31 protein-coding genes and 1 pseudogene are annotated in these 22,853 nt (G+C 54.3%); all 32 read right to left on the bottom strand.

Annotation, left to right across the window (positions count from 1 at the left end; translation table 11 throughout):
* Positions 1–77: 77 nt before the first annotated feature.
* Positions 78–512 carry a 50S ribosomal protein L17 gene (gene rplQ / locus AACZ19_RS05665; RefSeq protein WP_339631967.1) on the bottom strand — a complete coding sequence of 145 codons (435 nt, stop codon included), beginning with the start codon at positions 510–512 and terminating at the stop codon, positions 78–80.
* Positions 513–542: 30 nt separating this feature from the next.
* Positions 543–1,589: a DNA-directed RNA polymerase subunit alpha gene (locus AACZ19_RS05660; protein WP_339631965.1), complete on the bottom strand. Its 1,047-nt coding sequence runs from the start codon at positions 1,587–1,589 to the stop codon at positions 543–545.
* A gap of 66 nt (positions 1,590–1,655) precedes the next feature.
* Positions 1,656–2,045: a 30S ribosomal protein S11 gene (gene rpsK / locus AACZ19_RS05655; RefSeq protein ID WP_339631964.1), complete on the bottom strand. Its 390-nt coding sequence runs from the start codon at positions 2,043–2,045 to the stop codon at positions 1,656–1,658.
* Between the two features lies 1 nt (position 2,046).
* A complete protein-coding gene (gene rpsM / locus AACZ19_RS05650; protein ID WP_339631962.1) occupies positions 2,047–2,415 on the bottom strand; it encodes a 30S ribosomal protein S13 in 369 nt (122 codons plus the stop codon).
* Positions 2,416–2,518: 103 nt separating this feature from the next.
* Complete coding sequence (locus AACZ19_RS05645; RefSeq protein WP_339631959.1) at positions 2,519–3,169, bottom strand: adenylate kinase; 651 nt, start codon at positions 3,167–3,169, stop codon at positions 2,519–2,521.
* The gene (secY, locus tag AACZ19_RS05640) at positions 3,166–4,491 is read right to left on the bottom strand and encodes a preprotein translocase subunit SecY (RefSeq protein ID WP_339632723.1); all 1,326 of its coding nucleotides are present in this window, start codon (positions 4,489–4,491) and stop codon (positions 3,166–3,168) included. Before secY ends, AACZ19_RS05645 begins: the two co-directional genes overlap by 4 nt.
* A gap of 70 nt (positions 4,492–4,561) precedes the next feature.
* Positions 4,562–5,041 (bottom strand): 50S ribosomal protein L15, encoded by a 480-nt coding sequence (rplO, locus tag AACZ19_RS05635; protein ID WP_339631957.1) that lies wholly within the window; start codon positions 5,039–5,041, stop codon positions 4,562–4,564.
* Positions 5,042–5,074: 33 nt separating this feature from the next.
* On the bottom strand, positions 5,075–5,263 hold the full coding sequence (gene rpmD, locus AACZ19_RS05630; protein ID WP_339631955.1) for a 50S ribosomal protein L30: 189 nt from the start codon (positions 5,261–5,263) through the stop codon (positions 5,075–5,077).
* Positions 5,256–5,807, bottom strand: coding sequence for a 30S ribosomal protein S5 (rpsE, locus tag AACZ19_RS05625; protein ID WP_339631953.1), 552 nt, complete (start codon positions 5,805–5,807; stop codon positions 5,256–5,258). The genes rpmD and rpsE overlap by 8 nt, the downstream gene beginning before the upstream one ends.
* Positions 5,808–5,818: 11 nt before the next feature.
* Positions 5,819–6,181 carry a 50S ribosomal protein L18 gene (gene rplR / locus AACZ19_RS05620; RefSeq protein WP_339631951.1) on the bottom strand — a complete coding sequence of 121 codons (363 nt, stop codon included), beginning with the start codon at positions 6,179–6,181 and terminating at the stop codon, positions 5,819–5,821.
* A gap of 9 nt (positions 6,182–6,190) precedes the next feature.
* On the bottom strand, positions 6,191–6,724 hold the full coding sequence (gene rplF / locus AACZ19_RS05615) for a 50S ribosomal protein L6 (protein WP_339631949.1): 534 nt from the start codon (positions 6,722–6,724) through the stop codon (positions 6,191–6,193).
* 8 nt (positions 6,725–6,732) lie between these two features.
* Positions 6,733–7,131, bottom strand: a complete 399-nt coding sequence (rpsH, locus tag AACZ19_RS05610; RefSeq protein ID WP_339631947.1) for a 30S ribosomal protein S8 — start codon at positions 7,129–7,131, stop codon at positions 6,733–6,735.
* A gap of 12 nt (positions 7,132–7,143) precedes the next feature.
* Positions 7,144–7,449 (bottom strand): 30S ribosomal protein S14, encoded by a 306-nt coding sequence (gene rpsN, locus AACZ19_RS05605; protein WP_339631946.1) that lies wholly within the window; start codon positions 7,447–7,449, stop codon positions 7,144–7,146.
* An 18-nt stretch (positions 7,450–7,467) separates the two neighbouring features.
* Positions 7,468–8,016 carry a 50S ribosomal protein L5 gene (gene rplE / locus AACZ19_RS05600; protein WP_339631944.1) on the bottom strand — a complete coding sequence of 183 codons (549 nt, stop codon included), beginning with the start codon at positions 8,014–8,016 and terminating at the stop codon, positions 7,468–7,470.
* Positions 8,017–8,027: 11 nt separating this feature from the next.
* The gene (rplX, locus tag AACZ19_RS05595; protein WP_339631943.1) at positions 8,028–8,351 is read right to left on the bottom strand and encodes a 50S ribosomal protein L24; all 324 of its coding nucleotides are present in this window, start codon (positions 8,349–8,351) and stop codon (positions 8,028–8,030) included.
* Positions 8,351–8,719 (bottom strand): 50S ribosomal protein L14, encoded by a 369-nt coding sequence (gene rplN / locus AACZ19_RS05590; protein ID WP_293963510.1) that lies wholly within the window; start codon positions 8,717–8,719, stop codon positions 8,351–8,353. The genes rplX and rplN overlap by 1 nt, the downstream gene beginning before the upstream one ends.
* Positions 8,720–8,755: 36 nt before the next feature.
* The gene (gene rpsQ, locus AACZ19_RS05585; RefSeq protein ID WP_293963513.1) at positions 8,756–8,989 is read right to left on the bottom strand and encodes a 30S ribosomal protein S17; all 234 of its coding nucleotides are present in this window, start codon (positions 8,987–8,989) and stop codon (positions 8,756–8,758) included.
* Positions 8,990–9,000: 11 nt separating this feature from the next.
* On the bottom strand, positions 9,001–9,192 hold the full coding sequence (gene rpmC, locus AACZ19_RS05580) for a 50S ribosomal protein L29 (RefSeq protein ID WP_339631941.1): 192 nt from the start codon (positions 9,190–9,192) through the stop codon (positions 9,001–9,003).
* A 2-nt stretch (positions 9,193–9,194) separates the two neighbouring features.
* On the bottom strand, positions 9,195–9,614 hold the full coding sequence (gene rplP, locus AACZ19_RS05575) for a 50S ribosomal protein L16 (RefSeq protein WP_339631938.1): 420 nt from the start codon (positions 9,612–9,614) through the stop codon (positions 9,195–9,197).
* Positions 9,615–9,630: 16 nt separating this feature from the next.
* Complete coding sequence (gene rpsC / locus AACZ19_RS05570) at positions 9,631–10,341, bottom strand: 30S ribosomal protein S3 (RefSeq protein ID WP_293963518.1); 711 nt, start codon at positions 10,339–10,341, stop codon at positions 9,631–9,633.
* Positions 10,341–10,721, bottom strand: coding sequence for a 50S ribosomal protein L22 (rplV, locus tag AACZ19_RS05565; RefSeq protein WP_339631937.1), 381 nt, complete (start codon positions 10,719–10,721; stop codon positions 10,341–10,343). The genes rpsC and rplV overlap by 1 nt, the downstream gene beginning before the upstream one ends.
* Positions 10,722–10,723: 2 nt before the next feature.
* Positions 10,724–11,002 carry a 30S ribosomal protein S19 gene (gene rpsS, locus AACZ19_RS05560; protein ID WP_293963522.1) on the bottom strand — a complete coding sequence of 93 codons (279 nt, stop codon included), beginning with the start codon at positions 11,000–11,002 and terminating at the stop codon, positions 10,724–10,726.
* Between the two features lie 9 nt (positions 11,003–11,011).
* Positions 11,012–11,848 (bottom strand): 50S ribosomal protein L2, encoded by an 837-nt coding sequence (gene rplB, locus AACZ19_RS05555; protein WP_339631934.1) that lies wholly within the window; start codon positions 11,846–11,848, stop codon positions 11,012–11,014.
* Positions 11,849–11,851: 3 nt separating this feature from the next.
* Entirely contained in the window at positions 11,852–12,145 is a 294-nt protein-coding gene (locus AACZ19_RS05550) for a 50S ribosomal protein L23 (RefSeq protein WP_339631932.1), read from the bottom strand.
* A complete protein-coding gene (gene rplD / locus AACZ19_RS05545; protein ID WP_339631930.1) occupies positions 12,142–12,762 on the bottom strand; it encodes a 50S ribosomal protein L4 in 621 nt (206 codons plus the stop codon). Before rplD ends, AACZ19_RS05550 begins: the two co-directional genes overlap by 4 nt.
* 147 nt (positions 12,763–12,909) lie before the next feature.
* Positions 12,910–13,536 (bottom strand): annotated as a pseudogene (rplC, locus tag AACZ19_RS05540) (50S ribosomal protein L3); the annotation flags it as partial.
* 5 nt (positions 13,537–13,541) lie between these two features.
* Complete coding sequence (gene rpsJ / locus AACZ19_RS05535) at positions 13,542–13,856, bottom strand: 30S ribosomal protein S10 (RefSeq protein WP_161315724.1); 315 nt, start codon at positions 13,854–13,856, stop codon at positions 13,542–13,544.
* Positions 13,857–13,913: 57 nt separating this feature from the next.
* Positions 13,914–15,104, bottom strand: a complete 1,191-nt coding sequence (tuf, locus tag AACZ19_RS05530; protein ID WP_339631909.1) for an elongation factor Tu — start codon at positions 15,102–15,104, stop codon at positions 13,914–13,916.
* A gap of 40 nt (positions 15,105–15,144) precedes the next feature.
* Positions 15,145–17,220 carry an elongation factor G gene (gene fusA / locus AACZ19_RS05525; RefSeq protein ID WP_339631927.1) on the bottom strand — a complete coding sequence of 692 codons (2,076 nt, stop codon included), beginning with the start codon at positions 17,218–17,220 and terminating at the stop codon, positions 15,145–15,147.
* A gap of 38 nt (positions 17,221–17,258) precedes the next feature.
* Positions 17,259–17,729, bottom strand: a complete 471-nt coding sequence (gene rpsG, locus AACZ19_RS05520; protein ID WP_339631925.1) for a 30S ribosomal protein S7 — start codon at positions 17,727–17,729, stop codon at positions 17,259–17,261.
* Between the two features lie 12 nt (positions 17,730–17,741).
* Complete coding sequence (rpsL, locus tag AACZ19_RS05515) at positions 17,742–18,113, bottom strand: 30S ribosomal protein S12 (RefSeq protein ID WP_161316330.1); 372 nt, start codon at positions 18,111–18,113, stop codon at positions 17,742–17,744.
* A gap of 434 nt (positions 18,114–18,547) precedes the next feature.
* Complete coding sequence (rpoC, locus tag AACZ19_RS05510) at positions 18,548–22,735, bottom strand: DNA-directed RNA polymerase subunit beta' (RefSeq protein WP_339631922.1); 4,188 nt, start codon at positions 22,733–22,735, stop codon at positions 18,548–18,550.
* Positions 22,736–22,853: the final 118 nt, after the last annotated feature.

Raw genomic sequence — 22,853 nt, 5'->3', positions numbered from 1 at the left:
GTCAGACCATAAGGAGGTTGCGCGAAAAAAAAGGCAGCCCCGAGGACTGCCTTTCCTAACTCTTGTCCGGCGCTACGTTACGCGGCGGCTTCAGCTTCCAGCTCGTCCTCATCCACATCCTGCAGAGGACCGGAGTCCTGCCCCTTGGCATCCACATCGCGATCAATCAGCTCGATCACGCCCATGGGCGCCGCATCGCCAGTCCGAAAGCCGGCTTTCAGCACGCGCGTATAGCCGCCATTACGTTCGGCATAACGCTCACTGAGAGTCGAAAAGACCTTGTCCACTGCCGACTTTTCATTCAACTGGGACAGCGCCTGCCGACGGGCATGCAGATCGCCGCGCTTACCGAGCGTGATCAGCTTTTCCACGATCGGCCGCAGTTCTTTTGCCTTCGGCAGGGTCGTTTGAATTTGCTCATGCTTGATCAGGGATGCCGCCATATTGGCGAACATCGCCTTGCGATGTGCAGATGTTCTGTTGAGCTTACGCCCGGATTTACGATGCCGCATTTGTCTTACTCCACAGCGATTAAGGCTGTTCTAAAAGGGTTCTTCGAGCCGTTTGGCCATGTCTTCAATATTTTCCGGCGGCCAGTTCGGCACTTCCATGCCGAGATGCAAGCCCATTTGCGCCAGAACTTCCTTGATCTCGTTCAGGCTCTTGCGGCCGAAATTCGGTGTCCGCAGCATTTCAGCCTCGGTCTTCTGGATCAAGTCGCCAATGTAGACGATGTTGTCATTCTTCAGGCAGTTCGCCGAGCGGACAGAGAGTTCAAGTTCATCCACCTTACGGAGCAGGTTCCGGTTAAACTCAGGCTCCTGGCTTTCTTCCTTGACGACCACTTCCTCAGGTTCGTCAAAGTTGACGAAGAGCTGGAACTGCTCCTGAAGGATACGGGCGGCGAAAGCCACTGAATCTTCTGGAGACACCGTTCCGTTGGTTTCCACCTTGAGGGTCAGCTTGTCATAGTCGAGAACCTGGCCTTCACGCGCCGCTTCCACCTTGTAGGTAACCTTGCGCACGGGGCTGTAAAGGCTGTCCATCGGGATCAGACCGATCGGAGCATCTTCCGGGTGATTGTTGACGCCCGGGACATATCCCTTGCCCGTATCAACATTCATTTCCATGGAAATAGAAGCACCATCATCCAGTGTCATCAACACCAGTTCAGGATCCATGATCTCAATATCCGGGCCGGTTTCGATCATGCTTGCCGTCACTTCACACGGACCGGAGGCTTTCAGCACCATGCGCTTCGGGCCATCGGAATGCGCGCGGATCGCCAGCGTCTTCAGGTTGAGGACGATATCCGTTACGTCCTCGCGCACACCGGCAATCGACGAGAATTCGTGCAAAACATTATCGATCTGAATGGAGGTGATTGCGGCGCCCTGCAGGCTCGACAGCAAAACGCGGCGAAGTGCGTTCCCCAGCGTCAAACCGAACCCTCTTTCCAACGGCTCCGCAATAATCGTGGCTTCCCGATCGCTCTGCTCACCTGGCTCTACAGAGAGGTTCGCCTGGATCAGGTCTTTCCAGTTTTGCTGAATCACGGTATTGACCTCATAGTTTTGCAGGCCCACCATGGACCTGCGACTTCTTGACAAACGACAATACAGGCTGAAAAGCCCGCATTGAACTGGATGGTTCCGTTAAACGCGACGGCGTTTCGGCGGACGGCATCCATTGTGCGGTATTGGCGATACGTCCCGAATGGACGTAATATTGAAGCCCACGGACTGCAATGCCCGCAGTGCCGATTCGCGCCCGGACCCCGGACCCTTCACTTCGACTTCAAGTGTCTTCATGCCATGATCCATGGCTTTCTTGCCAGCATCTTCCGCAGCGATCTGAGCGGCAAACGGTGTCGATTTACGCGACCCCTTGAAGCCCTGTGACCCGGCAGAAGACCAAGCAATGGCATTGCCCTGCGCATCGGTGATCATGATTTTCGTATTATTAAAGGAAGCGCTTACATGCGCGACGCCTGAAATAATGTTTTTCCGCTCGCGACGACGAACGCGTGTCTTCTCACGTGCCATATTACTTCTTCTTCCCAGCGATAGCTTTGGCCGGACCTTTACGGGTGCGGGCGTTGGTATGTGTACGTTGTCCGCGGACCGGCAGACCGCGACGATGGCGGAGGCCACGATAGCAACCAAGGTCCATCAGGCGCTTGATATTCATCGAAGTTTGACGACGCAAATCACCTTCAACGATATGGTCGGAGTCGATGGTTTCGCGGATTTTAACCACTTCGGCATCGCTCAACGCATTAACGCGAATTTCCGACGCCAGTCCTGCCGCCGCGCAGATTTCCTTGGCCTTTGCCGGGCCAATTCCATGAATATAGGTCAGTGCGATCAATACCCGCTTGTTCGTCGGAATATTTACACCAGCAATACGAGCCACGCTAGTCTCTCCTCAATACCAATTCGGGTCGTCCTGACCCGGTTATCTCAAGCGCCTCTGAGAAGCGCGCGATTATATAATTTTGTTTTACCTAGTCAACCGTTTAGATTGACTGTAAAGCCGCTTCTATTTCTGCCGTCACTTCATCAATTCCGGCCATTCCGTCTACCTGCTTCAATATTCCCTTCTTCCGGTAATAGGGAAGCAGTGGCGCTGTCTGTTCGTGATAGGCCTCAAGCCTGGAAATCACGGTTTCCGCATTATCGTCACTCCGGCGGGTAAACTCGGTTCCGCCGCATTTATCGCAAACCCCTTCAACTTCGGGTTTCAGGAACTTGTCGTGATAGCCAGCGCCGCAATTCGCACAGGTATAGCGCCCTGTAATCCGTTCGACCAGTATATCGTCGTCAGTTTTCATCTCAATAACGGCATCAAGCTTGAGGCCTTTCTCCGCCAGCATCTCATCAAGCGCCTCTGCCTGCGCTTCTGTACGAGGGAAGCCATCGAGAATAACGCCATTCTTGCAATCAGGCTCATCCAGCCGATCAGAAATAATGCCCGTCATGATATCGTCGGAAACGAGTTCGCCACGTTCCATCACTGTCTTGGCTTTCTTGCCGATTTCCGTGCCGGCGGCAACGGCCGCGCGCAACATGTCACCGGTGGAAAGCTGAACCAAACCATGCTTGTTTTCCAAACGCTGCGCCTGCGTTCCCTTGCCGGCACCGGGAGGTCCCAAAAGAATCAAGATCATTTACGTCGCCCCCCAAGCTTGGTTTTCTTGATCAGCCCTTCATACTGATGGGCGACAAGATGGCTTTGTATTTGCGCAACGGTATCCATGGTCACCGAGACAACGATCAGGAGCGAGGTTCCGCCAAAGTAAAAAGGCACCGCCCATTGGGACACAAGGATTTCCGGCAAAATACAAACCAGAGAGAGATATGCCGCACCGACAACTGTCAATCTGGTCAGGACATAGTCCAGATACTCCGATGTCCGCTTGCCAGGACGAATACCCGGCACGAAGCCGCCATGTTTCTTCAGATTATCCGCCGTGTCATCCGGATTGAAGACAACGGCCGTGTAGAAGAAACAGAAAAATACGATCCCTGCAATATACAGCATCAGGTAGATTGGCTGACCATGCCCCAGCATGGCCGTCAGGCTATTGAGCCAATCCGGACCGGAACCCGCGCTGAAACTCGCAACTGTGGTTGGCATCAGCAAAAGCGATGAGGCAAAAATCGGCGGAATAACCCCGGCCGTATTCAGCTTCAACGGCAAATGAGAATTCTGCCCGCCATATGTCTTGTTGCCGCGTTGCCGCTTCGGATACTGGATTAATATCCGCCGCTGCGCCCGTTCCATGAAGACGATAAAGGCGATCACAGCAACGGCCATAACCAACAGCACCAGAATAACAACTGTCGACAGGGCGCCTGTGCGACCCAGCTCCAATGTCCCGACCAGAGCGCTTGGCAACGCTGCGACAATGCCAGAGAAGATAATCAGCGAAATACCGTTACCAACACCGCGCGCCGTGATCTGTTCACCCAGCCACATAAGAAAAACCGTGCCGCTGACCAGGGTGATCACCGTGATCAGACGGAATTGCATTCCCGGATCGATCACCGCGGACTGCCCGTTCGACAGAGTCAACCCCTCGATACCGGCGGCGATACCATACCCCTGCAACGCCGCAAGCAGCACTGTGCCATAACGGGTATACTGGTTGATCTTCTTGCGTCCGGCCTCGCCCTCTTTCTTGAGCTGTGCCATCTGCGGCGAGATCGAGGTCATCAATTGCATGATAATCGATGCCGAAATATAGGGCATGATATTGAGGGCGAAAATCGTCATCCGCCCCAGCGCACCGCCCGCGAAAACGTCGAACATGCCAAGGATGCCCCCGGAATTTTGCGCGAAGACATCGGCAAGCACCGTCGGGTCAACACCCGGGATCGGAATATATGTCCCGATCCGGTAAACGATCAGGGCAAAGAGCGTGAACCATAACCGCTTCTTGAGTTCCGTCGCCTTGGAAAAGGCACCGAAACTCATCGTGGAAGCCATTTGCTCTGCTGCTGACGCCATCTAAAACTTCTCCCGAAGGTGCGGCATTATACCGTCCCTATCGATTTCTTTATTCGCTCGCTGCCGCGCTTTGAGCCAAAAGGGTAACCTTGCCGCCTGCCTTCTCAACAGCTTCAATCGCTGACTTGGATGCACCAGCAACTTCAAAAGTCGCCTTAGTCTTCAGCTCACCTTTTGCCAGCAACCGAACGCCATCAACGACCTTGCCAACCACACCGGCTTCCTGCAGGGAAGCGGCAGTAATTGTAGCTTTCGGGTCGAGCTTGCCCGCATCAAACGCGGCCTGAACCCGGCCAAGGTTGGCCACAGCAAAATTCTTGCTGAAAATGTTTTTAAAGCCGCGCTTTGGCAGACGACGATAGATCGACATCTGGCCGCCTTCAAATCCCTTGATGGCGACGCCTGAGCGTGACTTCTGGCCCTTCTGGCCCGCTCCGGAGGTCTTGCCCTTCCCGGAACCGATACCGCGGCCAACACGCATCCGGTCCTTGGTAGCGCCTTTATTGTCAGCGAGTTGATTTAAACGCATGTTCAAAATTCCTTAGTCAGACAGGCTGCCACCTTATTTGGCGTCGTCAACCTGTACGAGATGATTTACCTTGCGAATCATGCCACGAACGGCATCTGTATCCTCAAGTTCGACCGTTCGGTGCATTTTGTTCAGCCCGAGGCCGACCAGCGTCGCGCGCTGGTTCTTCGGACGGCCGATCGGGCTTCCCGTCTGGGTCACTTTGATCGTTGCTTTAGCCATCGACCTTTTCCTTTCCTGCGTCCGCCCCACGGCGACCAATCACCTCGGATACCTTCTTGCCGCGCTTCGCCGCAATCATACGCGGGGAGCTCATGCTTTTCAGGGCCTCGAAGGTTGCTTTCACCATGTTGTAGGGGTTGGAGGTGCCGATAGATTTCGTCACGACATCCTGAACGCCCAGGGTTTCAAAAACTGCACGCATCGGGCCACCCGCGATAATACCGGTACCGGCAGGAGCGGAACGAAGAACAACGCGTCCGGCACCGAACCGGGCCTGCACATCATGATGCAAGGTCCGGCCTTCCCGGAGAGGCACCCGCACCATGTTGCGTTTAGCCGCTTCCGTTGCCTTACGAATGGCTTCCGGCACTTCACGGGCTTTACCGTGGCCATAGCCAACGCGGCCTTTCTGGTCGCCTGCGACAACCAGCGCGGCAAAACCGAACCGGCGACCACCTTTAACCACTTTGGCAACACGGTTGATGTAAACCAGTTTATCGACGAATTCCGAATCGCCTTTGTCGTTATGATCAGGTCTCAACATTGTCAATTCCCCTAGAAGGACAAGCCGCCCTCACGGGCAGCATCGGCAAGGGCTTTGACCCGGCCATGAAATTTATACCCGCCGCGATCAAATGCGACTTCTTTAACGCCGGCCTTGATGGCCCGCTCGGCAATAAGTTTGCCAATTTCAGCGGCCGCTTCCTTGTTACCACCGTTTTTCAGCTTTGCGCGCAGATCCTTTTCAAGGCTTGAGGCCGACGCAAGCGTCTTGCCTGCGGCATCGTCAATAACCTGGACATAGATCTGCTGAAGCGTCCGGTGCACAGAAAGCCGAGGGCGGCCTGAAGACACCTTGCGAAGCTGGGTCCGATTCCTCCGCCGACGGCGGTCGAACAATTCTTTTGAGTTTGCCATGGTCGGTTCCTACTTCTTCTTGCCTTCTTTGCGGAAGATATATTCGCCCGCATATTTGACACCCTTGCCCTTGTAAGGCTCTGGTTTCCGGTAAGACCGGATAACCGCTGCAACCTGGCCAACCTGCTGCTTGTCGGCACCGGAAATCTCAATCACTGTCGGCTGCGGACATTTAATGTCAATGCCGTCAGGGATCGGGAAATCCACATCATGGCTGAACCCGAGGTTCAGTTTGAGCATTTTACCCTGCACTGCCGCACGATAACCGACGCCCACGATTTCCAAGGTCTTTGTAAAACCATCGGAAACGCCTTCCACCAAATTACTCAGCAATGTCCGCTGCATGCCCCACATCTGGCGTCCACGGATATTGTTACCACGTGGCTTAACCCAGATTTTGTCATCTTCACGGTTGACCACAACGTCATCAACAAAGGTCATGCTCATCACGCCCTTGCTACCCTTTACGGTAACGTCGCTACCGGTGAGCTGCACGTCCACACCAGAAGGGATCGTCACCGGATGTTTTCCAATACGAGACATAATACCTCCTAGTACAATTTACAAAGCACTTCGCCGCCAACATTGGCATCGCGTGCCTCGTTGTCCGACAAAACACCGTTTGGTGTGGAAAGAATGGCAACGCCAAGTCCATTACGAATGGTTGGCAGGTCTTTCACACCCTTATAGACTCGCCGACCGGGTTTCGACACCCGGCTGACATGTTCAATAACGCCCTTGCCCTGGTAGTATTTCAGTTCAATGCTGACTTCCGGCTTACCCTTTTCCGGCTCCGTCACATCGTAACCGCGGATGTAGCCTTCTCGCTTCAGTGCCTCAAGGACACTCAGACGCAATTTTGAAGACGGGCTCGAAACCGAGCTTTTCATGGCCCGCTGACCGTTACGAATACGGGTCAGCATATCGCCGATGGGATCACTTAAAGACATTTCTGTATCTCCCTACCAGCTCGACTTAACCATGCCCGGAATCTGACCATTGGACGCCATGTCGCGCAGGCCGATACGGGATAGCTTCAATTTACGGTAAACACCGCGCGGACGACCGGTCAGTTCGCAGCGATTGCGAACGCGGGTCCGTGACGAATTGCGTGGCAGCGACGCCAGCGCCAGACGTGCCGCAAACCGTTCTTCCTGCGGCAGCTCCTCGTTCTTACTGATCGCTTTCAGCTCTGCCCGCTTGTCCGCATATTTTACGACCATGCGGCGGCGCTTTTCGTTTTTCTCGATAGCACTTTTCTTAGCCATTCTAATTCACTCCTAGGATCAATTGATCTTGAACGGCATGCTGAAACCGCTCAGAAGCTCGCGGGCTTCCTCATCAGTTTCTGCAGTCGTGCAGATCACGATATCCATTCCCCGTACATCCGTTACATCATCGTAATGGATTTCCGGGAAGACGATTTGTTCTTTCAGGCCCATGGCGTAATTCCCACGGCCGTCAAAGCTCTTGGCGGACACACCACGAAAATCCCGTACCCGCGGGAGCGCAATGTTGATCAACCGGTCCAGAAACTCATACATCTGGTTCTTGCGGAGCGTCACTTTCGCTCCAATCGGCATCCCTTCACGCAATTTGAAGGTAGCAACCGATTTCTTCGCGCTGGTGACAACCGGCTTCTGCCCGGAAATCTTCGCAAGTTCGCTTTCAACCGATTTGATCTTCTTTGAATCGGCGACCGCTTCCCCACACCCGACGTTGATGACAATTTTTTCCAGCTTAGGAACCTGCATCACATTGGCGTAGGAGAATTTTTCCTGGAGCCGCGTACGCAGCTCGTCATTATATAGCGTTTTAAGTCTTGGCGTCGTCATCGATCTGCCCTCTATATATCAATGACTTCGCCGGAACGCTTAGCAAAGCGAACCTTCCGGCCGTCATCTAGATTCTTGTAGCCAACACGGGTCGCCTTGCCATCCTTCGGATCCTGCAACGCAACATTCGAAATATGGATCGCCGCTTCTTTCTCGACGATACCGCCCTGCTCTGTCTGGCTTTGCTTTGTGTGGCGCTTGACCATGTTGATGCCCGACACGACCACGCGGCGATCGGCACGGAGAACACGAACGATTTCACCGCTGCGCCCCTTGTCCTTGCCGGTGAGCACGACGACCTTGTCGCCCTTTTTCACTGCGAATTTTTCAGCCATTAGAGGACCTCCGGCGCGAGCGAAATAATCTTCATGTAGTTCTTGCTCCGCAGCTCGCGTGTGACGGGGCCGAAAATACGCGTTCCGACTGGCTCGCCCTGCTTGTTTATCAACACGGCGGCGTTTGAGTCGAAGCGGATCGCCGTGCCATCGGCGCGACGGATTTCCTTTTTTGTGCGTACGATGACAGCCCGCTGGACATCACCTTTTTTGACGCGGCCGCGCGGAATGGCTTCCTTGACGGAGACGACGATAACGTCCCCGACTGAAGCGGTTTTCCGTTTGGAACCACCCAAAACTTTAATGCACTGCACCTGCCTCGCGCCTGAGTTGTCGGCGACATCCAGGTTGGTTTGCATCTGAATCATAGTCGTTTACCTTCGTTTGGTATCAACACTGTTTACTTAACCGGTATAAAGCACTTCCCAACGCTTCAGCTTGGAGCGTGGTGCACATTCCTGAATACGGACGGTGTCACCTTCCTTGAACTGATTTTTCTCGTCATGGGCGTGGTACTTTTTAGACTGGCCTATGTATTTCTTGTACAGCCGATGCATCACTTGACGATCGACTTTGACAACGACAGTCTGGTTATTCTTGTCGCTGACAACTGTTCCTTGCAGGATACGCTTTGGCATCGTTCTCTCTCCTAAGACGCAGCGTTAGCTGACATCACCGTTTTAATGCGGGCGATATCCCGCCGCACCTGGCGTTGGCGCGCCGTATTTTCCAATTGGCCGCTGGCTTTCTGGAACCGTAAATTGAACTGCTCTTTCTTGAGCTGCATCAATTCCGTCTTCAGCTCATCAGCCGTTTTGCCCAGTAAATCCTGCGCTTTCATGATCAATTCCCTTCACCAAGACGGGTCACAAAACGGGTTTTGATCGGCAATTTGGCCGCTCCCCGCTCGAACGCCTCACGGGCAATTTCGGCCGGAACACCGTCTAGTTCGAACATAACTTTTCCAGGCTGAACACGCACCATCCAGTATTCCGGTGATCCCTTGCCCTTACCCATCCGGACTTCGGTGGGTTTTTTAGACACGGGAACATCCGGAAATATCCGAATCCAGACACGTCCAGCACGTTTGATATGGCGGGTTACAGCACGCCGAGTCGCCTCGATCTGCCGCGCAGTAATACGCCCGGGCTCCACAGCTTTCAGGCCATAAGCGCCGAAGTTCAGCGTTGTACCTGAAGTTGCTGTTCCCTTCAAGCGCCCTTTATGCGCTTTACGAAATTTTGTGCGCTTCGGTTGAAGCATGACCTCACCCCTTTACTTAATTCCGACGGGCGCCGGGACGACCCGAAGGACGGCCACCAGCCTGTTGTTTTTCTGCAAGTTTGTCCTGAGCCATCGGATCATGTTCCAGAATCTCACCTTTATAGATCCAGACCTTGACACCGATAATCCCGTATGTCGTCAGAGACGAAGCCGTCCCGTAATCGATATTGGCGCGCAGCGTATGGAGCGGCACGCGGCCTTCGCGATACCATTCCGTCCGCGCAATTTCCGCACCGCCCAAACGACCGGCACAATTTATCCGGATACCTTCAGCACCAAGACGCAGCGCCGACTGAACCGCCCGCTTCATGGCCCGGCGATAGGAAACACGCCGCGCCAGCTGCTGCGCGATATTCTCGGCCACCAGCTTCGCATCGATTTCCGGTTTGCGTACCTCAACGATATTCAGATGAACCTCAGAATTGGTCATCTTTGCAATCGCGGCGCGCAGCTTTTCAATATCCGCGCCCTTTTTACCGATGATCACACCAGGGCGAGCCGAATAAATGGTGACCCGCGCTTTCTTTGCCGGACGCTCAATCACGATCTTGCTGATGCCGGCCTGTTCCAGCTGTTTTTCCAGATATTCGCGAATGCGAACATCTTCATGCAGCAGCTTGGCGTAATCGTCTTTAGCGTACCAACGGGAATCCCATGTCCGGTTGATGCCGACCCTGAGGCCAATTGGATTTACTTTTTGACCCATTACTCTTGCTCCTCGCGCTCACGAACAACGATCGTGATATTGCTAAAAGGTTTCAGGATCGGGCTCGACCGCCCCCGTCCCCGTGGCCGCATGCGCTTCATCACCAGCGATTTTCCAACATGGGCTTCGGACACATACAGCTGATCAACATCGAGCTGATGGTTATTTTCCGCATTGGCAATTGCTGACTGCAGAACTTTCCTGACTTCCGGTGCGATACCGCGCTTGGAGAAAGTGAGTTCATGCAATGCCGCCTGTGCAGACTTACCGCGAATAAGGCCCGCCACCAGATTCAATTTCTGGGGGCTGACGCGAATACGGTTTCCAACGGCCTGTGCTTCCGTATCTTGTAACTGCCGCTTGAGAGACTGTTTACCCATGTTTAGTTTCTCCGAGCCTTTTTATCAGCCGCATGGCCGTAATATGTCCGCGAGGGAGAGAATTCCCCGAATTTATGGCCCACCATGTCTTCATCCACCAGGACGGGAACAAACTTCTGGCCGTTATACACGCCAAAGGTAAGCCCCACGAACTGCGGGAGAATTGTCGACCGGCGGGACCAGGTCTTGATAATTTGCTTTCTGCCACTATCGCGCGCGGTTTCTGCTTTCTTCAGCAGATATCCGTCAACAAAAGGGCCTTTCCAAACAGAACGTGACATAATGCGCTCCTACTTCTTCCGCTTTAGCGGACGGCGCCGCATGATCATTTTATCCGTGGACTTGTTTGACCGAGTCCGCTTGCCCTTCGTCGGCACACCCCATGGGGATACCGGATGACGGCCACCCGAGGTCCGGCCTTCACCACCACCATGTGGATGATCAACCGGGTTCATGGCAACACCACGTACCGACGGGCGCTTGCCGAGCCAGCGAGACCGACCGGCTTTCGCGAGCTTGGTATTCTTCTGATCCGGGTTGGAAACCGCGCCGACCGTCGCCATGCATTCCGCCGGCACGATCCGCTGCTCGCCCGAAGCGAGACGAAGCTGTGCGTAACCGGCGTCCTTGCCGATCAGCTGAACATAGGTTCCGGCTGCGCGGGCCATCTGGCCACCCTTGCCCGGCTTCATTTCCACATTATGGACAATAGTTCCGACCGGCATGTTTTTCAGCGGCATCGCATTGCCCGGCTTGATATCGACATTGGTGCCCGAGATAACCTTGTCACCTGCGGAAATCCGCTGCGGCGCCAGAATGTAGGAAAGCTCGCCATCCTCATACCGGATAAGTGCAATAAATGCCGACCGGTTCGGGTCATATTCCAGCCGTTCCACGGATGCAGAAACGTCATACTTCCGCCGCTTGAAATCAACGATCCGGTATGTCCGTTTATGTCCGCCGCCACGACGACGCGCGGTGATCCGGCCGTAGTTATTGCGACCGCCATTTCCGGACAACCCTTCCGTAAGGGTCTTGACCGGCTTGCCCTTATGCAGATCCGACCGATCGACAAGGATCAATCCACGCTGCGCAGGAGTTGTCGGTTTATAATTCTTCAACGCCATAGTTTAAATCCCCGCCGTCACATCGATGGCCTGACCCTCAGCAAGGGTCACAACTGCCTTCTTGTAATCAGATCGCTTGCCAATATGACCACGAAAACGCTTGACCTTACCCTTTGTACGGTTGGTATTCACGTTCATGACCTTGACATCAAACAGTTTCTCAACTGCCTGCTTGATCTGAGGTTTCGTCGCATCCAGAGCGACACGGAATGTCACCTGGTTAAACTCTGATCCCATTGTGGACTTTTCGGTGACTACCGGGCCCAGCAGGATATCGTATAAATTTTCCTGGTTCATTTCAGTCGTGCCTCCAGGCTTTCCACGGCGCTTTTCGTCAGAACGAGCACGTCGCGGCGAAGAATGTCATATACGTTGGCGCCGTTCGACGTCAGCAAGTCAATCATCGGCAGGTTACGCGCGGATAGAGCAAAGTTCTTCTCCATCTCATCACTGTCAACGATCAATGTCGATGCCCAGCCAAGTGCCTTGAACTTACCGGCCATGACCTTGGTCTTCACGTCCTTGGCTTTCAATTCATCCACAACAATCAGCTTGCCTTCGGCCTGCTTGGTGGACAGGGCAGTTTTCAGCGCCAGCTTGCGAACTTTTTTCGGCAGGTCATGGGCATGACTGCGCAGAACCGGACCATGAGCGACACCGCCGCCACGCTGGTGCGGAGCCCGCTTCTGACCCTGACGGGCGCGACCTGTGCCCTTTTGTTTGAACGGCTTCTGACCCGTGCCGGAAACTTCTGCAACGCCCTTTACTTTATGCGTGCCGGCCCGACGGGCCGCCAACTGATACCGCACCATACGCTGCAGCAGATCTGCGCGCGGCGCCAAGCCGAAAACCTCATCGGCAAGCTCGATATCGCCGGCCTTTTTGTTATCGAGATTGATTACATTTACCTTCATCTCAGCCGTCCTTTACTCTTCCGTTGCCGTATCGGCAGCGGAGGTTTCTTCGACAGGAGTATCCGCCGCGACATCCTCGACCGGAGCATCCGCGCCACCTTTTCCAACAAATGCCGCCGGATAAGGAGCATTGTCGGGACGTGCTTTCTTAACCGCATCCGCGACAAATACCCACGATCCCTTGGAACCGGGCACTGCGCCTCTCAGAAGCACAAGTCCGCGATCCTTGTCTGTAGAGACTACTTTCAAATTCTGCGTCGTTACCCGTGCCGCGCCCATGTGACCCGCCATCTTCTTGCCTTTGAAGACCTTGCCCGGATCCTGACACTGCCCCGTGGAACCATGCGCCCGATGGGAAACCGACACACCATGGGAGGCGCGCATACCACCGAAGTTATGCCGCTTCATCGCGCCGGCGAAGCCTTTACCGATACTGGTTCCAACAACGTCAACGAACTGGTCGCTAACAAAGTGATCCGCCGTCAGTTCTGCGCCGATGTCGACAAAAGCGTCATCTTGAATCCGAAACTCTGCCAGCTTCATTTTCGGCTCAACTTCGGCCTTTGCAAAATGGCCGCGCATCGCCTTGGTCACGTTCTTGACCTTGGCTTTGCCAACGCCGAGCTGCATGGCGTTATAGCCATGATGATCAGCCGTCCGGTGTGCAACGACCTGGCAATTATCAACGGCCAGCACGGTTACCGGAATATGGGTCCCGTCTTCCGCGAAAACCCGGGTCATACCCAGTTTCTTTGCGATCAATCCACTACGCATTTCGATCACCCCAACAACTTGATGGACACATCGACGCCTGCAGCGAGGTCCAGTTTCATGAGCGCGTCCACCGTCTGCGGCGTCGGTTCTACGATATCCAGAAGCCGCTTATGGGTCCGGATTTCAAACTGCTCCCGTGACTTCTTGTCAATATGCGGGCCGCGAAGGACCGTATACTTGTCAATATGCGTCGGCAGTGGAATTGGGCCACGAACCTGGGCGCCTGTGCGCTTGGCCGTATTAACAATTTCACCTGTCGAAGCATCGAGAACACGATGATCATACGCTTTCAGGCGGATGCGGATATTTTGGTTTTCCATTACTCTGGTCACTCCAGAAGAGAAACAAGGCAGCCCCGGAGGGCTGCCAGAATTAACTTATTCGGTTACGCTTGCGACGACGCCGGCGCCGACGGTGCGGCCGCCTTCGCGGATTGCGAAGCGCAGGCCTTCGTCCATGGCGATCGGTGCGATCAGCTCGACATCCATCGTCACATTGTCACCCGGCATCACCATCTCCGTCCCATCGGGAAGCGACACAACACCCGTCACGTCCGTCGTCCGGAAGTAAAACTGCGGACGATAGTTCGTGAAGAACGGTGTATGACGACCGCCTTCTTCCTTCGTCAGGATATAGGCTTCCGCCTTGAACTTCGTATGCGGGGTGATCGACTTCGGATGCGCCAGAACCTGGCCACGCTCAACATCCTCACGCTTCGTACCACGCAGCAGAACACCCACATTGTCGCCCGCCTGACCCTGATCCAGGAGCTTGCGGAACATCTCAACGCCTGTGCAGGTCGTCTTCGTCGTCGGACGAATGCCGACAATCTCGATCTCCTCGCCAACCTTGACAATGCCGCTCTCAACACGACCCGTCACAACCGTCCCACGACCCGAAATCGAGAACACATCCTCAATCGGCATCAGGAACGGCTTGTCAATCTCGCGTTCCGGCTGCGGGATCGATTCATCAACCGCCGCCATCAGCTTCAGGATCGCTTCCTTGCCAATCGCATCATCCCGGCCTTCCAGCGCCGCAAGCGCCGAACCGCCAATGATCGGAATGTCGTCACCCGGGAAGTCATACTCAGACAGAAGCTCGCGGATCTCCATCTCGACAAGCTCGATCAGCTCCTCGTCATCCACAAGGTCAACCTTGTTCATGAACACAACAAGCGCCGGAACACCCACCTGGCGGGCCAAAAGAATATGCTCCCGTGTCTGAGGCATCGGGCCGTCGTTCGCAGAAACAACAAGGATCGCCCCGTCCATCTGCGCCGCACCCGTGATCATGTTCTTCACATAGTCAGCATGGCCCGGGCAGTCCACATGCGCATAGTGACGGTCCGCCGTCTCATACTCAACATGGGCCGTCGAAATCGTGATCCCGCGCGCCTTCTCTTCCGGCGCCTTGTCAATCTCGTCAAACGCAAACGACTTGCCGCCGCTCGCTTCCGACAATACCTTCGTAATCGCCGCCGTCAGCGTCGTCTTCCCATGGTCAACATGACCAATCGTCCCAATATTAACATGCGGCTTACTACGATCAAATTTCTCTTTGGCCATTTTATCTCTCCGTTTTTTCCGGCTGCCTCAGCTTATTTCGTTACGCCAACTTCGCCAGAACTTCGTCTGATACGTGTTGTGGCACTGGTTCATAATGGTCGAACACCATGGAAAAGGTTGCCCGACCCTGCGTCTGGGAGCGCAAATTGTTCACATAGCCAAACATGTTGGCCAGCGGCACCATCGCGTTGACAACTTGCGCAACACCGCGCGGTTCCGTTCCGGTCACCTGACCGCGGCGGCTGTTCAGGTCTCCCATCACATCGCCGATATATTCGTCCGGCGTGACAATCTCGACTTTCATCATTGGCTCCAGCAAGCGAAGACCGGCACTGCGCACAACTTCACGCGTTGCGGCACGACCGGCAATCTCAAACGCCATGACCGAGCTGTCAACGTCATGGTATGCACCGTCAACCAGCACTACATCCACATCGATCAGCGGGAAGCCAGCGAGTACGCCTGTCTCGATGATATCCTTGACACCCTTTTCGACACCCGGAATATATTCCTTCGGCACCGATCCGCCTGTAATCGTGTCGCTAAAAGTAAATCCGGCACCCGGCTCACCTGGTTGCACGACAAGTTTGATGCGCGCAAACTGACCCGAGCCACCCGACTGTTTCTTATGCGTATAATCAAGTTCGGCCTGCTTGGTGATGCTTTCGCGATACGCCACCTGAGGTGCGCCAACGTTAGCTTCAACACCAAACTCACGCTTCATGCGATCCACGATGATGTCCAAGTGAAGCTCGCCCATCCCTTTAATGATCGTCTGGCCACTTTCGTGATCGGAGGTCACACGGAAAGACGGATCCTCTTTTGCGAGACGGTTCAGGGCAACACCCATTTTCTCCTGGTCGGTCTTGGTCTTTGGTTCAACAGCGATCTCGATCACCGGCTCAGGGAATTCCATCCGCTCCAGAATAACAGGCTTGGAAGAGTCACAAAGCGTATCACCTGTCGTCGTGTCTTTCAGCCCGGCAATGGCAACAATGTCACCCGCACGCGCTTCTTTCACGTCTTCCCGGCTGTTCGCATGCATCTGAAGCATCCGGCCGACCCGCTCACGGCTGTTCTTGACCGAGTTCAGCGTCTGCGTACCTGCTTCCAACACGCCGGAATAGACGCGAACGAATGTCAGCGATCCAACAAACGGGTCGGTCATCACCTTGAAGGCAAGGCCGGCAAACGGTTCTGTATCAGACGGCAGACGCTCAATGTCTTCTTCTGTCTTGACATCAATCCCATGCGTACCGCCGATATCGGTCGGGGACGGCATGAATTCGATAACAGCGTCGAGCAGCGGCTGCACACCCTTGTTCTTGAACGCCGTCCCGGTCAAGACCGGAACAAATGTTGCGGCCAGCGTTCCCTTACGAATGCAGCGACGCAGCGTGTCCTCATCAGGCTCTTCACCTTCCAGATACGCCTCCAGTACGGCCTCATCAGATTCAATTGCCGTTTCCAGCATCACTTCACGATACTCAGCTGCCTTATCTGCGAGTTCCGGACGAATATCGCGATACTCGAACGACGCGCCCATCTCTTCGCCATTCCAGACGATTTCCTTCATCTTGATCAGATCAATAACGCCTTCAAAATCGGCTTCAGAACCAATCGGAAGCTGGAGAACGAGCGGCTTCGCACCAAGACGGGTCTTGAACATTTCCACGCAGCGGTAGAAGTCAGCGCCGGTGCGGTCCATCTTGTTGACGAAACACATCCGCGGCACACGATACTTGTCAGCCTGGCGCCAAACAGTCTCTGACTGCGGCTCAACACCGGCAACACCATCAAACACAGCAACCGCGCCGTCGAGAACGCGCAAAGAACGCTCAACCTCAATCGTGAAGTCAACGTGGCCCGGTGTATCGATAATGTTGATACGATGATCTTTCCAGAAACAGGTTGTCGCAGCCGAGGTAATAGTAATACCACGTTCCTGCTCTTGTTCCATCCAATCCATAGTCGCCGCACCATCATGCACCTCACCGATTTTGTGAGACACACCTGTATAGTACAGAATACGTTCCGTGGTCGTTGTCTTGCCCGCATCAATATGGGCCATAATGCCGATGTTGCGGTATCTTTCGATGGGCGTTTTGCGTGCCATGTCTGAAATCCTAGATCAAGCTTGCGTAAATATTTCGATTACCAGCGATAATGAGCAAAAGCGCGGTTCGCCTCTGCCATCTTGTGTGTGTCTTCGCGCTTCTTGACAGCGCCTCCGCGCTCATTTGAAGCATCGAGAATTTCACCGGAAAGGCGATCAACCATTGTAACTTCAGAGCGCTTGCGGGCACTTGAGATCAGCCAACGGATGGCGAGGGCCTGCCCACGCTCCGAACGCACTTCAACGGGCACCTGGTAGGTTGCACCACCCACACGGCGGGAACGCACCTCAAGGTCCGGCTTAATTTTGTCGAGAGCTTCATGGAAGACATCAACGGCACTAGAGCCGGTTTTCTTCTCGATGATGTCAAAAGCACCATAAACAATGCCTTCGGCAGTAGATTTTTTCCCGTCAAACATGAGGGAGTTCATGAACTTTGTCAGAACAACATCCCCATATTTCGCATCAGGGAGAACTTGGCGCTTTTCAGCTGCGTGACGACGTGACATTCGATAATTCCCTTATTTCGGCTTCTTCGCGCCATATTTGGAGCGACGCTGACGGCGATCCGCAATGCCTTGCGTATCCAGCACGCCACGAATGATGTGATAACGAACACCCGGCAAGTCCTTTACACGACCACCACGGATCAGGACAACCGAATGCTCCTGCAGGTTATGGCCTTCACCAGGGATATAACTCGTGACTTCAAAGCCATTGGTCAGACGAACACGGGCAACTTTCCGCAAAGCTGAGTTCGGCTTCTTCGGAGTCGTCGTATAAACTCTTGTGCAAACACCACGCTTTTGCGGGCACGCCTCCATGGCGGGCACTTTATTGCGCGAAACCGGCGCCTTGCGGGGGTTTCTAATCAGCTGATTAATAGTAGGCATTCTTCTTCCTATCATGCGTTGCCGCAAACAGAACAGCCGCGTGCAGCTGCGGCTCTGCTCGCGGTCAGGTTTTTTGCGTCCACCCGAATAGACTTGACACGTGTGTGTTTAAAAAAATCCTGACGACACACGGAAAATGAAGTACACGACTGCTGTCAGGAGCGCGCAATATATGGGTGAGGTCCGGCGCAGTCAAGCAGAAAAGGTTGCCTTTTTGTTAATCTTTTAGCGACCCTGTTTTCACACTCCCGTCTCCCCGCTTTTTGGCCAATTTCTAGCATATTTGGCTCCAAATAGTAAAACAGGCCTCACGGCGGCCTTCTATTTACTGCCATGAATAAAGAAAAAGCGGCGCCCGACATCAGGCGCCGCTCTTAATTTCACATTATTCTCCGCTGTTACGGCGAAAGAATATACTGATTCCCGCCAATCAATTACTCGGCGGCAGAGGTCTCTTCGGTTCCTTCGGGTTCCAGCATGTCTATCGCTGCCTCCGAATTTTCCTGAATCTCCCGATCGCGTTTCGCTGCCATCAATTTCAGGCGGTTCATCTGCGATCCGGTTCCCGCTGGGATCAGTCGACCAACAATGACATTCTCCTTCAGGCCCAGCAACGTGTCCTTCTTACCAGCGACCGACGCTTCCGTCAGAACACGGGTTGTTTCCTGGAAGGACGCGGCCGAGATAAAGGAATTGGTCTGCAGGCTCGCTTTCGTGATACCGAGCAAGATCGGGCTGCCTTCTGCAGGAGCCTTACCCGCATCAACCAACTTCACATTCTGCTCGTCGAACTCTTCACGATCAATGTGCTCGCCGATCAGGAAGGTGCTCTCGCCCTGCTTCTCGATTTCCACTTTTTGCAACATCTGACGGCAGATCACTTCAATATGCTTGTCGTTGATCTTCACGCCCTGCAGACGATAAACGTCCTGAATTTCATTGATCAGGAAGTTAGCGAGCGCCTCCACACCCAGAACCTTCAGGATATCATGCGGTGCCGGGTTACCATCGAGAAGGTAGTCTCCAGTCCGAACATAGTCGCCTTCATTGACCGAAAGATGCTTGCCTTTCGGGATGAGATACTCGACAGGTTCCGCCCCTTCTTCTTCCGGACGTATCGACACGCGCCGCTTGGACTTGTAGTCCTTGCCAAACTCGACAAAGCCGTCCGCCTCAGCGATAATGGCATGATCCTTCGGACGCCGTGCTTCGAAAAGCTCAGCCACCCGGGGCAGACCACCAGTAATATCCTTGGTCTTGGATCCTTCGCGTGGAATACGGGCCAACACGTCACCCGCCTGAACATCTGCACCATCCTCAACCGAGAGAATAGCGTCAACAGGCAGGAAGTAACGCGCTTCATGTCCGCTTGGGAGCGTCAGAAGCTCGCCGTCCGTGCCGCGCAGGGTAATACGTGGCCGCAGATCGCTGCCCTTCGGCTGGGCTTTCCAGTCGACGACGATCTTCCGGGCAATACCCGTGGCTTCATCAACCTGTTCCGCCATGGAGACGCCGCCAACCAAATCTTTATAGCTGACCGTCCCTTCAAGTTCAGTGATAACTGGTGTGGTGAACGGATCCCACTGGGCCAGCTTATCGCCCTTCTTGACTTTTGATCCTTCGTCAACAAGCAAACGTGTACCATAGGCAATGCGATGGCGCGCCCGTTCCCGGTTATTGTCATCAACCAGAACCAGCTCGGAATTCCGCCCCATCACGATCGGATTGCCGCTACTGTTGACAACAACATTGCGGTTTTCAAGCCTGATCGTGCCGTCATGCGACGCATCGATGGAGGAAATCTCCGCGACCTGTGCTGTACCACCAATATGGAAGGTCCGCATGGTCAGCTGTGTGCCCGGCTCACCGATGGACTGCGCCGCAATAACGCCGACAGCCTCACCAATATTGACAGGAGTTCCGCGCGCGAGGTCACGGCCATAACATTTTCCGCAGATACCACCCTTGGTTTCACAAGTCAGAACCGAGCGGATCAACACCTGCTCAACACCAGAGGTTTCCGCAAGCAGCGAACTTGCCTCATCGAACATTTCCCCGCCAGGCACAATGACCTCACCCGTCGTCGGATTGACAACATCGACGGCCGCTGTCCGGCCGAGCAGGCGATCGCTTAATGTCGCGATAATATCGCTACCCTCGACAACTTCGCGAACAGTAACACCCTTTTCAGTCCCGCAATCCTCCTCGATCACGACACAGTCCTGGGCAACGTCCACCAGTCGACGCGTCAGGTAACCGGAGTTGGCCGTCTTGAGCGCCGTATCCGCAAGACCCTTACGAGCACCATGAGTAGAGTTGAAGTACTCAAGAACGCTCAAGCCCTCCTTGAAGTTGGAGATAATCGGCGTTTCGATAATTTCACCGGACGGCTTGGCCATCAGGCCACGCATACCAGCAAGCTGCTTCATCTGGGCCGCGGAACCACGGGCACCGGAGTTCGCCATCATATAAATGGAGTTAATGCCAACCTGACGGTTGTTCTCATCCATCTCCACGGCTTCAATGACTTTCATCATCTCATCCGCGACCCGGTCCGTACATTGGGACCAGGCATCAATGACTTTGTTATACTTCTCACCCTGCGTGATCAGACCATCGTAATACTGCCGTTCATATTCTTCGGCGAGCTTACGTGTGTCTTCAACCAGCTTGTCTTTTGATTCCGGGATACGCATATCGTCCTTGCCGAAGGAAATACCGGCGCGACAGGCATGTGCGAAGCCGAGGCCCATGATCCGGTCCGCAAAGATAACTGTCTCTTTCTGACCGCAATGACGGTAAACCTCGTCAATAACCTGCGTGATTTCTTTCTTCGTCAGAAGGCGGTTGATCAGATCAAAACTGATTTTCGCATTCTTCGGCAGAATTTCCTCGATCAGCATCCGGCCCGGTGTGGTCTCGACATGCTTGCGAACTTGTGTTCCATCTTCCTGAACGACCGTGATGCGGGTCTTGATCTTGCTGTGCAGGGTCAGGACTTTGTTATCGATCGCATGCTGGGCTTCCGCCACATCGGCAATCACCATTCCCTCACCTGGCTCATTGGCGATATCCATGGTCAGATAATAGATGCCGAGAACGATGTCCTGGCTTGGCACGATGATCGGCTTGCCACTCGCCGGGCTCAAGATGTTGTTCGTTGACATCATGAGGACGCGGGCTTCAAGCTGCGCTTCCAGCGAAAGCGGCACATGCACAGCCATCTGGTCGCCGTCAAAGTCAGCGTTGAAGGCAGTACAGACGAGCGGATGAAGCTGAATGGCCTTGCCTTCGATAAGGATCGGCTCAAACGCCTGGATACCGAGGCGGTGAAGCGTCGGCGCACGATTGAGGAGCACCGGATGCTCGCGAATGACTTCTTCGAGAATATCCCAGACTTCCGGACGCTCTTTCTCGACGAGCTTTTTCGCCATCTTGACAGTTGCCGCCATACCCTTGAGTTCAAGTTTGGCATAGATAAAGGGTTTGAACAGCTCCAGCGCCATTTTCTTCGGTAATCCGCATTGATGGAGCTTGAGCTCAGGCCCCACCACGATCACCGAACGACCGGAATAGTCAACGCGCTTGCCAAGAAGGTTCTGACGGAAGCGACCCTGTTTGCCTTTCAGCATATCGGAAAGGGATTTCAGCGGCCGCTTGTTAGCACCCGTGATCACCCGACCGCGGCGCCCGTTATCAAAGAGCGCATCAACGGATTCCTGAAGCATGCGCTTTTCGTTGCGGACAATGATGTCCGGCGCGCGCAATTCGATCAGACGTTTCAGACGGTTGTTCCGGTTGATCACCCGGCGATAGAGATCATTGAGGTCAGAGGTTGCAAACCGGCCGCCATCAAGCGGGACCAGCGGGCGCAGTTCCGGCGGAATGACCGGAACAACCTGCAAAATCATCCATTCCGGACGATTCCCCGATTCCATGAAGGCTTCGATGATTTTGAGGCGCTTCGCAAGTTTGCGCGGCTTGGCTTCCGACGTTGTCGTCGCCATTTCCTCACGGATTTCATCGCGAATGGTTTCCAGATCAAGGGAGGACAGAATATCACGGATCGCCTCGGCGCCGATGCCGGCTGTGAAGGCATCCTCACCATATTCATCCTGCGCATCCAGATACTCTTCTTCGCTCAACAGCTGGAACTGCTTGAGCGGCGACAGACCCGGCTCAACAACGACGTAGTTTTCGAAGTAAAGAATCCGCTCCAGATCCTTCAGGGTCATATCAAGCAGAAGCCCGATACGGGAGGGAAGCGATTTCAGGAACCAGATATGCGCAACCGGTGACGCCAATTCGATATGCGCCATGCGCTCGCGGCGAACTTTTGAGAGCGTAACCTCGACACCGCATTTCTCGCAGGTAATTCCGCGATATTTCATCCGCTTGTACTTACCGCACAGGCATTCATAATCCTTGATCGGGCCAAAGATCCGTGCACAGAAAAGGCCGTCTTTCTCCGGTTTGAAAGTACGGTAATTGATGGTTTCGGGCTTCTTGATCTCGCCAAAGGACCACGACCGGATCCGTTCCGGCGACGCAATCGAAATTCGGATTTCATCAAAAGCCTGAGTGCCCTGTGGCTGACCAAAAAGGTTCATCAACTCATTCATGGACCATCTCTCCTTTTAAACCCCGGGGTCCCCGGGAGGCGCTTGTTAAAGCAGCCTTAAAAAAATAACTGTCTGTGACCAACGCTCCAACTGGTCCCGGCCGAAGCCGGGACCTTTG

This window comes from uncultured Sneathiella sp. (genome assembly GCF_963973085.1).
In the GTDB taxonomy this organism is placed as follows: domain Bacteria; phylum Pseudomonadota; class Alphaproteobacteria; order Sneathiellales; family Sneathiellaceae; genus Sneathiella.
This window is presented reverse-complemented; position numbering and strand designations above follow the sequence as displayed.

Excerpts from the sequence above, each read along its gene's own strand:
- rplQ (WP_339631967.1), bottom strand. The coding sequence starts at position 512 with ATGCGGCATCGTAAATCCGGGCGTAAGCTCAACAGAACATCTGCACAT.
- AACZ19_RS05660 (WP_339631965.1), bottom strand. The coding sequence starts at position 1,589 with ATGGTGGGCCTGCAAAACTATGAGGTCAATACCGTGATTCAGCAAAAC.
- rpsK (WP_339631964.1), bottom strand. The coding sequence starts at position 2,045 with ATGGCACGTGAGAAGACACGCGTTCGTCGTCGCGAGCGGAAAAACATT.
- AACZ19_RS05645 (WP_339631959.1), bottom strand. The coding sequence starts at position 3,169 with ATGATCTTGATTCTTTTGGGACCTCCCGGTGCCGGCAAGGGAACGCAG.
- secY (WP_339632723.1), bottom strand. The coding sequence starts at position 4,491 with ATGGCTTCCACGATGAGTTTCGGTGCCTTTTCCAAGGCGACGGAACTC.
- rplO (WP_339631957.1), bottom strand. The coding sequence starts at position 5,041 with ATGCGTTTAAATCAACTCGCTGACAATAAAGGCGCTACCAAGGACCGG.
- rpmD (WP_339631955.1), bottom strand. The coding sequence starts at position 5,263 with ATGGCTAAAGCAACGATCAAAGTGACCCAGACGGGAAGCCCGATCGGC.
- rpsE (WP_339631953.1), bottom strand. The coding sequence starts at position 5,807 with ATGTTGAGACCTGATCATAACGACAAAGGCGATTCGGAATTCGTCGAT.
- rplR (WP_339631951.1), bottom strand. The coding sequence starts at position 6,181 with ATGGCAAACTCAAAAGAATTGTTCGACCGCCGTCGGCGGAGGAATCGG.
- rplF (WP_339631949.1), bottom strand. The coding sequence starts at position 6,724 with ATGTCTCGTATTGGAAAACATCCGGTGACGATCCCTTCTGGTGTGGAC.
- rpsH (WP_339631947.1), bottom strand. The coding sequence starts at position 7,131 with ATGTCTTTAAGTGATCCCATCGGCGATATGCTGACCCGTATTCGTAAC.
- rpsN (WP_339631946.1), bottom strand. The coding sequence starts at position 7,449 with ATGGCTAAGAAAAGTGCTATCGAGAAAAACGAAAAGCGCCGCCGCATG.
- rplE (WP_339631944.1), bottom strand. The coding sequence starts at position 8,016 with ATGACGACGCCAAGACTTAAAACGCTATATAATGACGAGCTGCGTACG.
- rplX (WP_339631943.1), bottom strand. The coding sequence starts at position 8,351 with ATGGCTGAAAAATTCGCAGTGAAAAAGGGCGACAAGGTCGTCGTGCTC.
- rplN (WP_293963510.1), bottom strand. The coding sequence starts at position 8,719 with ATGATTCAGATGCAAACCAACCTGGATGTCGCCGACAACTCAGGCGCG.
- rpsQ (WP_293963513.1), bottom strand. The coding sequence starts at position 8,989 with ATGCCAAAGCGTATCCTGCAAGGAACAGTTGTCAGCGACAAGAATAAC.
- rpmC (WP_339631941.1), bottom strand. The coding sequence starts at position 9,192 with ATGAAAGCGCAGGATTTACTGGGCAAAACGGCTGATGAGCTGAAGACG.
- rplP (WP_339631938.1), bottom strand. The coding sequence starts at position 9,614 with ATGCTTCAACCGAAGCGCACAAAATTTCGTAAAGCGCATAAAGGGCGC.
- rpsC (WP_293963518.1), bottom strand. The coding sequence starts at position 10,341 with ATGGGTCAAAAAGTAAATCCAATTGGCCTCAGGGTCGGCATCAACCGG.
- rplV (WP_339631937.1), bottom strand. The coding sequence starts at position 10,721 with ATGGGTAAACAGTCTCTCAAGCGGCAGTTACAAGATACGGAAGCACAG.
- rpsS (WP_293963522.1), bottom strand. The coding sequence starts at position 11,002 with ATGTCACGTTCTGTTTGGAAAGGCCCTTTTGTTGACGGATATCTGCTG.
- rplB (WP_339631934.1), bottom strand. The coding sequence starts at position 11,848 with ATGGCGTTGAAGAATTATAAACCGACAACTCCTGCGCAGCGTGGATTG.
- AACZ19_RS05550 (WP_339631932.1), bottom strand. The coding sequence starts at position 12,145 with ATGAACCAGGAAAATTTATACGATATCCTGCTGGGCCCGGTAGTCACC.
- rplD (WP_339631930.1), bottom strand. The coding sequence starts at position 12,762 with ATGAAGGTAAATGTAATCAATCTCGATAACAAAAAGGCCGGCGATATC.
- rpsJ (WP_161315724.1), bottom strand. The coding sequence starts at position 13,856 with ATGGAAAACCAAAATATCCGCATCCGCCTGAAAGCGTATGATCATCGT.
- tuf (WP_339631909.1), bottom strand. The coding sequence starts at position 15,104 with ATGGCCAAAGAGAAATTTGATCGTAGTAAGCCGCATGTTAATATTGGG.
- fusA (WP_339631927.1), bottom strand. The coding sequence starts at position 17,220 with ATGGCACGCAAAACGCCCATCGAAAGATACCGCAACATCGGCATTATG.
- rpsG (WP_339631925.1), bottom strand. The coding sequence starts at position 17,729 with ATGTCACGTCGTCACGCAGCTGAAAAGCGCCAAGTTCTCCCTGATGCG.
- rpsL (WP_161316330.1), bottom strand. The coding sequence starts at position 18,113 with ATGCCTACTATTAATCAGCTGATTAGAAACCCCCGCAAGGCGCCGGTT.
- rpoC (WP_339631922.1), bottom strand. The coding sequence starts at position 22,735 with ATGAATGAGTTGATGAACCTTTTTGGTCAGCCACAGGGCACTCAGGCT.